14 protein-coding genes are annotated in these 12,650 nt (G+C 70.2%); 5 read left to right on the plus strand and 9 right to left on the minus strand.

Annotated features, from left to right (window positions below; genetic code table 11):
- Positions 1–45: 45 nt before the first annotated feature.
- Entirely contained in the window at positions 46–534 is a 489-nt protein-coding gene (locus OG519_RS17525; protein WP_405584476.1) for a MarR family winged helix-turn-helix transcriptional regulator, read from the minus strand.
- A gap of 240 nt (positions 535–774) precedes the next feature.
- On the opposite strand from OG519_RS17525, the gene OG519_RS17530 reads away from it, so the two are divergent.
- Positions 775–1,812 (plus strand): substrate-binding domain-containing protein, encoded by a 1,038-nt coding sequence (locus tag OG519_RS17530; RefSeq protein WP_405592802.1) that lies wholly within the window; start codon positions 775–777, stop codon positions 1,810–1,812.
- Between the two features lie 406 nt (positions 1,813–2,218).
- Positions 2,219–3,931, plus strand: coding sequence for a purine-cytosine permease family protein (locus OG519_RS17535; protein ID WP_405584478.1), 1,713 nt, complete (start codon positions 2,219–2,221; stop codon positions 3,929–3,931).
- Between the two features lie 99 nt (positions 3,932–4,030).
- On the opposite strand, the gene OG519_RS17540 is transcribed toward OG519_RS17535, so the two are convergent.
- On the minus strand, positions 4,031–4,240 hold the full coding sequence (locus OG519_RS17540) for a DUF397 domain-containing protein (protein ID WP_405584481.1): 210 nt from the start codon (positions 4,238–4,240) through the stop codon (positions 4,031–4,033).
- A complete protein-coding gene (locus OG519_RS17545; protein WP_405584483.1) occupies positions 4,237–5,076 on the minus strand; it encodes a helix-turn-helix domain-containing protein in 840 nt (279 codons plus the stop codon). Before OG519_RS17545 ends, OG519_RS17540 begins: the two co-directional genes overlap by 4 nt.
- Before the next feature lie 216 nt (positions 5,077–5,292).
- Here OG519_RS17545 and OG519_RS17550 point away from each other — a divergent pair, with 216 nt between their 5' ends.
- Together OG519_RS17550 and OG519_RS17555 are read left to right on the plus strand one after the other, a co-directional pair.
- The gene (locus OG519_RS17550; protein WP_405584486.1) at positions 5,293–5,724 is read left to right on the plus strand and encodes an ATP-binding protein; all 432 of its coding nucleotides are present in this window, start codon (positions 5,293–5,295) and stop codon (positions 5,722–5,724) included.
- A gap of 263 nt (positions 5,725–5,987) precedes the next feature.
- Positions 5,988–8,066, plus strand: a complete 2,079-nt coding sequence (locus OG519_RS17555) for a beta-propeller fold lactonase family protein (RefSeq protein WP_405584489.1) — start codon at positions 5,988–5,990, stop codon at positions 8,064–8,066.
- A gap of 84 nt (positions 8,067–8,150) precedes the next feature.
- Here the strand turns inward: OG519_RS17555 and OG519_RS17560 are convergent, their stop codons facing one another.
- The 5 genes from OG519_RS17560 to OG519_RS17580 all read right to left on the minus strand — a co-directional run bounded on the left by OG519_RS17560 (position 8,151) and on the right by OG519_RS17580 (position 10,400).
- Positions 8,151–8,573 (minus strand): PIN domain nuclease, encoded by a 423-nt coding sequence (locus tag OG519_RS17560; protein ID WP_405584491.1) that lies wholly within the window; start codon positions 8,571–8,573, stop codon positions 8,151–8,153.
- Positions 8,570–8,785 carry a type II toxin-antitoxin system VapB family antitoxin gene (locus OG519_RS17565; RefSeq protein WP_405584494.1) on the minus strand — a complete coding sequence of 72 codons (216 nt, stop codon included), beginning with the start codon at positions 8,783–8,785 and terminating at the stop codon, positions 8,570–8,572. The genes OG519_RS17560 and OG519_RS17565 overlap by 4 nt, the downstream gene beginning before the upstream one ends.
- 330 nt (positions 8,786–9,115) lie before the next feature.
- The gene (locus tag OG519_RS17570) at positions 9,116–9,382 is read right to left on the minus strand and encodes a DUF4235 domain-containing protein (RefSeq protein WP_405584497.1); all 267 of its coding nucleotides are present in this window, start codon (positions 9,380–9,382) and stop codon (positions 9,116–9,118) included.
- On the minus strand, positions 9,382–9,945 hold the full coding sequence (locus tag OG519_RS17575) for a DUF3618 domain-containing protein (protein WP_405584500.1): 564 nt from the start codon (positions 9,943–9,945) through the stop codon (positions 9,382–9,384). The genes OG519_RS17570 and OG519_RS17575 overlap by 1 nt, the downstream gene beginning before the upstream one ends.
- A gap of 59 nt (positions 9,946–10,004) precedes the next feature.
- Positions 10,005–10,400 (minus strand): phage holin family protein, encoded by a 396-nt coding sequence (locus OG519_RS17580; RefSeq protein ID WP_405584502.1) that lies wholly within the window; start codon positions 10,398–10,400, stop codon positions 10,005–10,007.
- Between the two features lie 270 nt (positions 10,401–10,670).
- Between OG519_RS17580 and OG519_RS17585 the strand changes: the two genes are divergently transcribed.
- A complete protein-coding gene (locus tag OG519_RS17585; RefSeq protein ID WP_405584505.1) occupies positions 10,671–10,952 on the plus strand; it encodes a hypothetical protein in 282 nt (93 codons plus the stop codon).
- Between the two features lie 4 nt (positions 10,953–10,956).
- Here OG519_RS17585 and OG519_RS17590 read toward each other — a convergent pair whose 3' ends face one another.
- Complete coding sequence (locus OG519_RS17590) at positions 10,957–12,597, minus strand: hypothetical protein (protein WP_405584507.1); 1,641 nt, start codon at positions 12,595–12,597, stop codon at positions 10,957–10,959.
- Positions 12,598–12,650: the final 53 nt, after the last annotated feature.

The raw sequence follows: 12,650 nt of genomic DNA on the forward strand, positions 1-12,650 counted from the left end.
CATGACCGGTCCGCGAACCGGTCCGCAAACCGCTCCGTGAAGCCCTCAACCCCCCTGTCCGCCCGGCGAAGTCGTCGCGTCGAACGAGGAGTTGAGGGCTTCGCTCAAGTCCGCGAGCGCGCGGGCCAGATCGGCGGGGTCGGCCGGCAGGGCGGCGCGCAGGGCGCTCTGATCGGCGGCGATCCGCTGCGCCGCCCGCCGGTGCAGGGCCCGGCCGCGCGCGGCCGGATAGAGCAGCACCCGGCGGCGGTCCTCGGGGTCGGGCCCGCGGTAGACGAGGTTGTCGGCCACCATCCGGTCGACCAGCTTGGTGAGGCTCGGCGCGGGCAGCAGCGCGTACTCGGCGATCTCGGTCATGGGATGCCCGCCGCCGTCGGCCACCGCGGACAGCACCCGCCACTGCTCCACCGTGCAGCCTTCGACCGCGAGCAGCTCGGCGAGCCGCCGCACCAGCCGCCGTTCGGCGTGGCTGAGCAGGTGCGCGAGGTCGTACGGCAGCTCGGCGGCCCGCTGGTGCGACGACTCGGTGCGCATGATTGCCGGGGTCCTTCCGTAGGTCTACTGTTCGGCCACATTAGGGGTCCTGGCGAGGGAGGCGGGGCCGGGCCGATGCCCGCCCGCCCACGACTCCCGCCCGGAGGTGGCTTGTTGATCCCGGGACAGGGCCGACCGAACAGCCGACCGCAAGTCCGCCCGGACGGACCCGCGCGGCCGGTACGGGACCCGAGAGCCGCCCCGCAGGCGGCCCCCGTACGGCTCGGCGCGGACGACACGCTGAACGTCGCGCTCGTGGTGCCGCTGCACGGGCCCGGCGGCATCCTCGGGCCTTCCTGCGAACTGTCCGCCCGGCTGGCCGCCGAGGAACTCAACGCGGACGGCGGCGTGTTGAGCCGTGAGGTGCGGCTGGTGCCGGTGGACGGCGGCGGCGCCCCCGAGCAGGTGGCCACCGAGGTGTCCGCGCTGGTCCGGCTCGGCGCGGTGGACGCGGTGGTCGGCTGGCACATCTCGGCGGTCCGCGAGGCGCTCGCGCCGCGGATCGCGCACCTGGTGCCGTATGTCTACACCGCGCAGTACGAGGGCGGCGAGCGCACCCCCGGGGTGTTTCTGACCGGCGAGACCGATCTGCGCCAACTGCTGCCCGCGATGCGGCTGTTGGCCGAGTCGACCGGCGTGCGGCGCTGGTGTGTGGTCGGCAACGACTACGTCTGGCCGCGCGTCACGGCCCGCGCCGCCCGCGGTTACGCCCGGGAGTGCGGCGGCCGGATGCTGGGCGAGGCGTTCGTACCGCTGGGCACCGAGGACTTCACCCCGGTGCTGCGCCGGATCGACCGCGGTTCGGCGGACGCCGTGCTGATGCTGCTGGTGGGCGCGGACGCGGTCCGCTTCAACCGGGCCTTCGCCGGGTACGGACTGCATGAGCGCTGTCTGCGGCTGAGCACGCACATGGACGAGAACATGCTGCTGGCCACGGGCGTCGAAGGGACCGCCGGACTCTGGGCGGCGGCCGGCTACTTCGAGACCCTGGCCACCGCCGAGTCGCTCGACTTCAACCGCCGCTACGCCCAGCGCTTCGGGGTGTCGGCGCCGGTCGTCGGCAGCCTGGGGGAGTCCTGCTACGAGGGGGTGCGGCTGCTGGCCGCGCTGGCCGAACGGGCCGGTTCGCTGGATGTGGGCGCGATGCGGGCGGTGCGCGGCCCGGTCGCGTACGAGGGCCCGCGCGGGATGCTGCGGCTGCGCGGCAACCACCTCGACCAGCGGGTCTACCTCGCGCGGGCGGACGGCTTCGACTTCGACGTCATCGCCCAACTGTGAACTCCCCTCCGGGGGTCGGGCGTTGACAATAACTTCCCCACGAAATATTTTCTACGGGAAGGATCCGGCGGGCCCGGCCGAGGGGGCCCGTGCCCGCCGACCCGGGGACGGCCTAAGAGGTTCGGCTGGAAGGGCTGGGCCGAAGGGGCTCGGCTGGTAGGGCTCGGCCGGAGGAGTTCGGCCGGACAGGCGCGACCCCAATGCGCGCGGTCATTTCGCCGAAAAGCCCCGCGCGCGTATGAAAATGCCTGCTGTCGCGCGATATCTACGCGCGTCGCCAAACCCCCTTTCCGGGTCCGGCAATTTAAAGGACCGGAAACTGCGGAGAAACAAAGCGGCGGGATTCTTCCATCGCCACCCGGGGTGTCCGGGCGGCGAAAACCCTGTGGGCGGAAGAGGGATCACCGTGACGGAGATCATCGACACGCAAGCACCGCCGGGCGCCGGCGAAGGCGCCACCACCCGCCGCTACAACGGCTGGACGCAGAACACCACCCTCGAGGACTACTCGCTGCGCTACGCGCCCAAGTCCTTCCGCCGCTGGACGCCCTACGTCGTCGCCACCACCGCGCTCGGCGGCATCGCCTATCTCGCCGACTTCGCCATCGGCGGCTCCATCGCGATCTCCAATGGATTCCACAGCGCGCTGGTCGCGATTCTCGCCGCCGCGGTCACCATCTTCCTCACCGGAATTCCGATCTCGTACTACTCGGCGAAGTACTCGATCGACATGGATCTCCTCACCCGGGGCGCCGGATTCGGTTATCTCGGCTCGACCCTCACCTCGATCATCTACGCCAGCTTCACCTTCATCTTCTTCTCGCTCGAAGGCTCGATCATGGCCCAGGCACTCGATCTGGGCCTGCACATCCCGCTGGCGGTCGGCTATCTGATCTGCTCGCTGATCATCCTGCCGCTGGTCTTCTTCGGGATGACCGCGCTGTCGAAGATGCAGGTGTGGACGCAGCCGGTCTGGCTGATCCTGATGGTCGCGCCCTTTGTCTCCATCGCGATCCAGAAGCCGGAGAAGTACGAGCGGTTCACCCACTTCGCCGGCAACTCCCCCACAGGTTCGTCGCTCAGTCTGCTGGGGGTCGGCGCGGGCGCGGGTGTCGCGCTGTCGCTCATCGCGCAGATCGGTGAGCAGGTCGACTACCTGCGCTTCATGCCGGACAAGACCGCCGCCAACGCGAAGAGGTGGTGGGCCGCGGTGCTCAGCGCCGGACCCGGCTGGGTGGTGCTCGGCGCGGCCAAGCAACTCGGCGGCGCCTTCCTCGCCTTCTACATCGCCGACAGCGTCGGCCTCGCCAAGGCCAATGAGCCGATCCAGCAGTACGTCTCCGGCATCCACACCTTCGCCGCGCCGGTCGCGCTGGGCCTGGCCACGTTCTTCGTGATCCTCTCCCAGATCAAGATCAACACGACCAACGCGTACTCCGGTTCGCTGTCCTGGTCGAACTTCTTCTCCCGGCTGACCCACCGGCACCCCGGCCGGGTCGTCTACATCTTCCTCAACGTCGGCATCGCGCTGGCCCTGATGGAGTTCGGCGTCTTCGGCTTCCTCAACACCGTGCTGGCCTTCTACTCCAACGTGGCGATCGCCTGGATCGGCGCGGTGGTCGCGGACCTCGTCATCAACAAGCCGCTGAAGCTGAGTCCTTCGTTCATCGAGTTCAAGCGGGCCCACCTCTACAACTTCAACCCGGTCGGCTTCGGCTCGATGCTGATCGCCTCCGGCATCTCCATCGCCGCGTACTTCCACGCCTTCGGTGCCTACGGGAAGGCGTTCTCGCCCTTCATCGCGCTGGCGGTGGCGATGGTGCTCTCGCCGCTCCTCGCGGTCGTGACCAAGGGCAAGTACTACATCGCCCGCGTCGATGACCAGGAGGAGCCGCTCTTCCTGGAGAACGGGCTGCTCTCGGCGGAGCTGATGACCTGCGCGGTCTGCGCGGAGGAGTTCGAGCGGCCCGACATCGCCGGCTGCCCCTTCCACGCGGGCGCCATCTGCTCCCTGTGTTGCAGCCTCGACAAGAACTGCCACGACGCCTGCAAGTCGCCTGCGGCGGGCCCGGTCGACCTCGGCCTCCCGACCCTTGCGGCTCCCCCACCCACCGACTGACCTCCGGGCTCCCGTCCGGAGGTGGGCATCAACCGATCGGCCTCGCTACCAGTCACGGGTAGCGAGGCCGATCGGCGTTGCCGATCCGGGGGCGCGGTATCAGACGGTGCCGAACTCGCCTGCCTTGACGCTGGTCACGAAGGAGGTGAACGAGTCGGTGGGGAAGGCCAGTACCGGGCCGCTTGGGTCTTTGGAGTCGCGGACGGGGATGACACCGCGGGTGGCGGCGAGGTTGGCGGCGACTTCAACGCAGGCGCCGCCGTTGTTGCTGTACGAGGACTTGAACCAACGGGGGGACTCGGTCGTCACGGGGTGCCCTTTCGTACCTCTGTGATCATGGCCACGGTGTCCGCCTGGGATAGCGCTTCGGCCTGTAGTTGATGGTAGGCCGTCAACATGGGCAGGACAGACGCACTTACCCGGTCCAGGTGTCCCTGGGCCTGTGATTCGGCATAGGAGACTACGGACCGATCCGGCAGCGTCAGAAGGTAGACGGGCAGGTCGAACGTGCGCCGCTCGCCGATCCCGTACGGTGCGACCTGGAGCAGCGAGTTCGGCAGCTCGGCGAACTCGACCAGCCGTGCCAGTTGGGCGTCCATCACGGCAGCTCCACCGACGGGCCTACGGATACAGCTTTCATCCATGGTCACGAACAGCATGGGCGGTTGGGCCCGCAGCAGCGCCGCCTGCCGCTCCGCCAGGAACGAGACGCGTTCGTCAGCCTGTTCGGGCGTGATGGCTCCCCGCTTGACGGCGCTGTTCGCCAACACCCAGGCGTAGTCCGGTGTCTGGAGCAGGCCGGGCACGATCCCGATCTCGAACACCCGGATCTCGGACGCCCGGCCCTCATGCGCCACGTACTCCGGGAAGCCCTCCAGCAGCGAGCCGCGCCGCATCTCATGCCACTCGCGTTCGAAGGAGTCCACGGAGTTGGCTGTCCCGAAGGCCAGATCGACCTTGCGGCAGAACGGGAGGGTCGGAGGTTTGCGACCAGTTTCGACGGCCGAAATGTGTTGACTTGAACATGCCGCGGCTGCGGCGAATTCTTCCTGGTTCCAGCCGCGGTCCTCGCGCCATCTGCGCAACCGCGCACCGTAGGCCGCTCGTGGACTGCTCTCCGGGTTCAACTCCTTGCGGTTGACCATGGGGTCCCCCCGCCCTTCCTTCGTTCACGATCAGTTGAAGGGACTCTGACTCTACGTCACGCTGAAGCGCCTTGGTAGTGGAACCACTACGGAGAGGAGTTGACGTTGTCCGGGAAGAGCACCCCCTTTCAGCCGCCGGCCTTCGGGTCGGCACCGCTGAGCGACCGCCGTATGCCGCCGGGGTCCGCCCCGGGCCCAGGAACGGAACGAAAGATCATGAACGTACCGCCCTGCGCCCCGGTGGTGGTCTGCAACTGGCCCAAGCACCCCGAGTCGGTGGGCCTGGCCAGACGTCACCTCCGCGGGGTTCTGGACCGCTGGGGCACCGCCAGGATCAGCGAGACCGCCGAGGTCGTGCTGTCGGAGCTGGTCACCAACGCCGCACGGCACTCCCACAACTCGGACCGCCTGATCGAGATCCGCTACCAGCCGATGCCGGACGGCAGCCTCAGCATCGAGGTCCACGATGACGACGACCGGCTCCCGGTCATGCGCCGCGCGGCCGAGGACGACGAGTCGGGCCGTGGCCTGTCCATCGTGGACGCGCTGACCGACGGCCGCTGGGGAGTTCTGCCGCGCTCCCCCCGGGAGGGCGCCGGCGCGATCGGCAAGTTCGTCTGGGCCCTCGTCGGTCCCGGCGGGTGGTGAAGCCGCGCTCCCGTGGTCAACCGGGGCGTGTCCCGGCGCGTGGTGGGGGCGGGCGGCCCAGATCGCGAGCGTCGGCTCTGCGCCGTGCGTGCTGCGAGTGTGGGGGCCGTGGCGCTGGTGGGGCGGGCGAGGGGCGGCCAGACTGGCGGATCGTCCCGGAAAAATAGTTTGAGCGGTTACCCGTACCGTTCTTTCGTGTTCTGGGCTTTCCATCCTGAAAGCTGCTCATGGAGGCGCATATGCGCTTACGTTTACGTTCCCGAGTGCTGTCCGTCGCTGCCCTGGGCGCGGCGCTGACGGCGACCGGGCTGGCCGGCCCGGTCGCCCACCAGGCCCGTGCCGACACGCCCAAGGGCTTCGCCTACGTGGTGAACAACCAGTCCGACAGTGTCACCACGATCAGCGTCTCGACCGGCGGGACCGCGACCATCAAGGTCGGCACCGGGCCGACCGCGGTCGCCATCGCGCCGAACGGCGAGGAGGCGTACGTCGCCAACGGGCGGTCCGACAGCGTCTCCGTCCTGGACACCGGCGACAAGCGCCAGGTCGCCACCATTCCGGTCGGCTCCCGGCCGTCCGGTGTGGCCTTCGGAGCCGACGGCACCCGGGCCTACGTGGCGAACGCCGGGGCGAACACCGTCTCGGTGATCGACACCGCTCAGCGGCGCGTCGTCGCCACCATCGGCGTGGGCTCGGGGCCAAGCGCGATGGCGGTCACCCCGGACGGGACGCGCCTGTACGTCGCCAACAACAGCGCCAACACGGTGAGCGTGATCGACACCTCGTCGAACACCAAGCTCACCGACGACTCCGTGGGCAAGCGCCCGATCGCCCTGGCCGTGCTGCCGGACGGCAGCAAGGTGCTGGTGGCCGACAACGGGTCGAACAACGTGTCCGTGCTCGACGTCGGCACCGACAAGGTGACGCAGACCGTGGCCGCCGGCAGCGGCCCTTCCGGTATCGCCGTCACCCCTGACGGCACCCGCGCGTACGTGTCCAACGTGGACTCCAACGACGTCACCGTGCTGAAGTCCGACGTGCAGCAGGTGTACTCCATCGACCGCGGGGCCACCATCGGCGTGGGGTCGCATCCGCTCGGCGTGGCGGTCAGCCCGGACGGCGAGAAGGTCTACGTCCCCGACAACGGCGGCAAGAAGACCTCGGTCATCAAGACCGACGACAACAGCGTCAGCACCTCGGACGTCGACAGCGGTCCCGCGGCGGTGGCCACCGGGGTGCCGCAGGAGTTGTCCGCGGTGGTGACCATGGGCGACAGCTTCATCTCCGGCGTGGCGGGACGCTGGCAGGGCAACGGGCAGCGCTCCTCCGCCTACACCGATGTGCACGGCACGGACCGGTCCGTCTACAACTGCCTTACCAGCGGCGTGAGTTCGGTGTGCAGCTCGGATCCACGGCTGGTCTACGGAACCTCCTACAAAGACGCCGCGGGGTGCATGCGCTCGTACTCCGCCGAGGCCCAGAGCGCCGACGTTCCGGTGTACCGGAAGATCAACATCGCCTGCTCGGGCGCCGAGACCGAGAACATCATCGACCAGCCGCTCAAGGGTGAGCCGGCCCAGTCCGTCCAACTCGCGGCGCTGGCGGCGCACTACAAGGTCAAGATGGTCGTGCTGGACATCGGCGGCAACGACATCGGCTTCCGCGGCGTCATCAGGGCGTGCGTCGAGGCATTCCTCTACGGCAGTGCCCCCTGCCAGTCCACCCAGGAGCAGGTGCTGATGGACGGCGTCAACCGGGCCAAGACCGGTATCGCGGCGGCCATCGCCAAGGTCAGGTCCGTCATGGGCGCGGCCGGCTACGCCAACGGCGACTACCGGTTGGTGATCCAGTCCTACCCCTCACCCCTGCCGGACGGCGATGACCTCCGCTACCCCGCCACGTACAACGGCCGCGCCCTGAACGGCGGATGCCCCGTCTTCGACTCCGACGCGACGTGGGTGCGCGGGGACGTGGTGCCACTGATCGGCAATGTGGTCGGCTACGCCGCCGGGCAGAGCGGCGCCGAATACCTCGACGTCACCGACCTCTTCGACGGGCACGAGGTCTGTGCCAAGGGGGCGGAGCAGGCAGCGTCCGAGAATTACCGGTTGAAACCGCAGTTGGGCAACAACGCGGAGTGGGCCCGCTTCCTCGACGCGGCCGGCCCCCTCAAGCAGGGTGACCAGGACGAGTCCGTCCACCCCAACTTCTACGGCCAACGCGCCCTCGCCTCCTGCCTGACGGCCGTGTGGGGCTATGACGGCAGCTTGCCCGATCACGTGTGCCACAACGTCAGCGGGAAGGGGGCGGAGCACGTCACCTTGAGCAATAAGCGCTACTGACCGTTTTCGGCGGATAGCGGCGGGCGAGGCGCCCGCCTGGCCCGTACGGCGAGGCTCTCCGCACCGTGTTGCCCGGACCCCGGCTTACTTGCCGGGGTCCGGGCCGTACCACTGGAGGGCCTGGCCGGTGATGGCCGCGATGCATTCGAAATCCCGGTCGCGGTGGAGGAGAGTCAGTCCCTGGAGTTCCGCGGTCGCGGCGACCATGAGGTCCACGGGGCCGGCGCTGCGGTGCTGCCCTTTACGGGTCAGCAGGTCCTGAACGCGCCAGGCCCGCTCGTAGGTTCTGTCGTCCACCGGTACCCAGCCGAAGAGCAGTCGCATGTCGTCGATGCCTCGGGCCCGGTCGGCGGCGGAACGGGCGCTGTAGAAGAACTCCAGTTCCGTGACCGGGCAGGTCGCGATGAGTCCGGCTGACGCCGCCCGGTCCCAGCCGTACTGCTCGGCGTCCCCGCGCAGGAAGCGCGCCAGGGCGCTGGTGTCGATCAGGAACTGTGCCGCGCTCACCGGCGGTAGTTCCTCTTGTCCTCGAACAGATCCAGGTCGAAGCCGCCCTCGTCGGCCGATGCCCGCAGCCGGGTGAGTGCCAGGGCGCGCCGCCGGTTGTCCAGCACCTCGCGAAGGGCGGTGTTGACCGTGTCCTTCTTGGTGTTCGTTCCCAGGGCCTGCGCCACATCGGCCAGCAGTTCGTCATCGAGGTCGATCACGGTTCGACTCACGCGGATACCTCCCTAGATATCAAGGATGCGATTGATTATACATCGCCGGATATCGGAGGGGTCGCCCCCGTAGGCGCGCGGGAGTGGGGTGCTCGGCCACGGCGTCGGTGCGGGTTGTCACCGGCCGAAAGGGGCTGTTGCTGTTGTTGCCGGGCCACCGGCCGGTGGGTGGTTGCTCGCGCAGTTCCTCGCGCCCTTTGGGGCCCCTGTTCGGGGTGCGGGAGTGGCGGGCTAAGCCATGGCGCGGCCCACCGCGTCGTCACCGGCCCGGAGGGGCTATTGCCGGGCCACCGGCCGGTGGTGGGGCCGGGCCGGGAACGGCCCGGCGGGTCAGTGGGACGGCCACGTGCCGGTGAGGCCGCGGACGCCCACCGCGCCGGAGCGCTTGATCGCGCCCCTGACCACCGCGAAGATCGCCCCGTGCAGGGCGGCGGCGGCCAGCGCCTCGCCCCAGCCGCGCTCCTCGTCCAGTACATCAGGGGCGTCACCGTGGGTGACCAGCTTCCAGAGCCGGGTGAAGACCACCCCGGCCAGCATGCCGCCCGCGAAGCGCGCGAGCAGTCCGACCGGTGAGTACGCAACCTTGGCCGCTTCCATCAGTGACCTCCCCGGTGGGTGACCCAGTAGATCGCGCCCGCCCCGGCGGCGGCCGTGACGCCCGCGGCGGCGGGGAGGTACGTCCCGCGCCACTGGTCCTGCGACACACCGTTCATCGAGATCCCGGCTTTGGCGCCGGCCGCGTGGGCGGTGCCGGCGAGATGGGAGCCGGCGGAGTGCGCCGCGCCCGAAGCGGCGGCCAGCCGGCCCCCGCTCTTGCCGCCCCTGTCGTGCTCGTCGGGTGCGGCCTCGCCGTTCTGGTGGTGCCGGACGGCGTCGACCCGGCCGGCCGCCTTCTCCTTGGCCGCGGCCAGCTTCGCCGCGGCCTTCTCCCTGGCCACGGCGGCCTGGGCGGCCGCCTGACCCGCGGCCCCGCCGTCAGCTCCCGCCCGGGGGCCGGCCCCCTTCTCGCCGCCCCGGTGGGCGCTCGCCCGGACCCGGGCCGCGGTCTCCCGGGCCTTGGCCTTGGCGCGGGCCGGGACATCCGCCTTGGCGGCAAGCTCCTCGACCGTCCTGCCGAGCTGCTCCCGGGTCTGGGCGATCTGCTCCTCCAGCTCCGCCATGGCCGAATCGCCGAACCGGCCGGTGACGGCGGACCGAGGCGTCCTCTCCTCACCCTGTGTCATCGCTTCGCCCTTTCCCTCAGCGTTTCCACATCGTGCTTCATGCTGCCGACCGTCTCCTCGGGCATCGGCGGTACGGCCTGCTTGACCTCGCGCTTTCCGATCAGCGCGAGGATCGCGGCGAGGAGGAGGAGGCCGCCGGCCACGATCAGGGTCGCCGCCCAGACCGCCAGCGGGATCGCGGCGATCACCGTCCCGACGAGGGCGGCGACGCCGAAGAAGGCGAAGAGGGCGGCCGCGCCGAAGAGGCCGCCGCCGACGCCGGCCCGCTTGCCCTTCTTGGTCAGTTCGGCCTGGGCGAGTTTGAGCTCTTGGCGGACCAGCAGGGAGAGCTGCTCGGTGCCTTGCTTGACCAGCGTGCCGACCGAGCGGTCGGAGCCGTCCACATACGTCACGGCCGTCACCTCCGAATTCACCGTCGTCCGTGCCAGGCGGTACCCGGGACGACCCGGCTTCTGTCGTGCGGCTTTCCAATTGCTGCGGGCGGAAACGGAAGTTTTTATCTTTTCACCGCATATAGGGCACCCTTCGCTTACCGGCCGGTGGTCCGGTTACACCGGTGACGAGCTGCGGGCCGCGTCGTGGCTGAGCGCGCGGTTCCTCGCTGCCCCTGGTGGGCGCCGCCTTCGCTCCGGGTGAGGTGTCGGGCCCCGTCAGGGGCGCGAGTGACTGCGCGAGCAACCGGCCACCGGCCGGTGGTCCGGCGACGACAGGAACAGCCCCTTCGGCCCGGTGACGACCTGCGGGCCGCGCTGTGGCTGAGCGCGCGGTTCCTCGCGCCCCTGGTGGGCGCCGCCACCCGCAACGCCGAGGTCGCGCCCCTGGTGGGCGCCGCCTTCGCTCCGGGTGAGGTGTCGTGCCCCGTCAGGGGCGCGAGGAACTGCGCGGGCAACCGGCCACCGGCCGGTGGTCCGGGGACGACAGGAACAGCCCCTTCGGCCCGGTGACGACCTAGACCCGGCGGCGGCGTGCTGCCAGGAAGACCGCGGTGCCGAGCAGCAGCGCACCGGCCGAGGCGGCGGTGAGCGGCCAGGTTTCGCCGGAACCGGTGGCCGCCAGTGAGCCGTCGGGGGAGCCGCCGGGGCCTGCCGAGGGGCCGCCGGCGGACCCGGGGGCGGGGGCGCCGGTGGTGGGCGGCGGCGTACCGGCCCCGCCGGAACCCCCCGTGCCGGCCGTGGCGCCGCCGTTCGTACCGCCCCCGTCCGTACCCCCGCCGGAGGCACCGGACGTGCTCCCCGATCCGGTCACCCGCACCGTGATGGGCGCTACGTCATTGGCCCGGTCCGGGTCGTGCGTGAGCACCTCGCCGGTGTCCGTGTCGACCGGCTGGATCACCTTCACCTCGCCCACCGCGCCGGCCACCGCGCGGTCGAGGCGGACCGTCAGCCGTACGGTGCTCTTCCCGCCGACGGGCAGCGAGCCCGCGGTGATGCAGTGGTAGGTGTCGGCCGGTTTGGTCCACGGCTCGCACGGCGCGCTCGACGTCAGGGTGACGCCCGCAGGGAGGGTGATCTCGTAGAAGCCGCCGAGGGCGGCGATGCCGAGGACGCCGGGACCCGCGTTGCGGACACCGACGGAGATCTCGGCGGTGTCGCCCGGCTTGCCGGCCAGATCGGCGCCGACTGCCTGGAAGTCGGCGCTCTGGGTGGACGTGACCTTGAGATAACCGGTGTTGGTCGTGTCCGTCGGAACCGCCGCCGGGACCAGTCCGAGTGCCGGTCCGTCGCCGGTCTCGGGGAAGGACGTGCCGGGCCCCACCCGCCAGCTCGTATAACCGTCGTTGAGGGCCGGCAGGTACTGGATGTCGCCCACCATCAGGGGCGGTTCCGTGCGGTACGTGATCGGCGCGTCCGTGGTCCAGGCCGTCCCCGGGGCGAGCGCCTGGGTGAAGACGCAGACGAAGTCGACGGCCGCGGGCTGCCGGTAATGGCAGTTGCTGTACCGCGTGCCCACGGGCGTGAAGCCCGGCTGTTCGCGGTTGGTCTGGGTGTCCGAGGTGGTGAACATCAAGCTGAAGCTCGTGGTGGCGGCGACCTGGCCGGTGTTGGCGATCACCGGCTGCTGGGAGATCAGGGTGCCCGGCGCCACGTCCGTACGGGCGGGCAGTTCCGGCGCCTGGAGGTCGGGCAGACCGATGACGGCGTGGACGCGGGCGGTGGCCGGCGCGGCGCCGGGGGCGCTCAGCGTCAGTACGATGTCCGCCGCGAAACCGATCGAACTCTCGTCGAGGGCCTGGATGGTGAAGGGCTCGACGTACGTGTGCGAGGCGTCGAGCACGCAGGTGGAGACGAGCCCGGTGTGCCCGCAGCCGTACTCCACGTCGGAGAGGCCGACCTTGCCGGCGAACGCCGAGGCGTCGATCGTGACGTCGCTCTCGGCCGGCGTCGATCCGTCGGCGTTGTGATCGGTGAAGATGAAGGAGTCGGCCCGGTCCGGCGGACTGGCCGCCGTCGGGATGTAGTACGTCCCGGCGATCGAGATCGACAGCCCCGGGTCGGCGGCCCGCGCCGTGCCGATACCGCCGGCCAGTTCGCCGCAGAACACCAGCAGCGCGGCCGTGATCAGCGCCGCCACCCGCCGCATCGTCTTCATCGGACCGCCTTCTGACGCTGTGTCATCTATCGGGATCGATGGATAGACCCGCG

It is taken from the genome of Streptomyces sp. NBC_01190 (assembly GCF_045039895.1).
Lineage (GTDB): Bacteria > Actinomycetota > Actinomycetes > Streptomycetales > Streptomycetaceae > Actinacidiphila.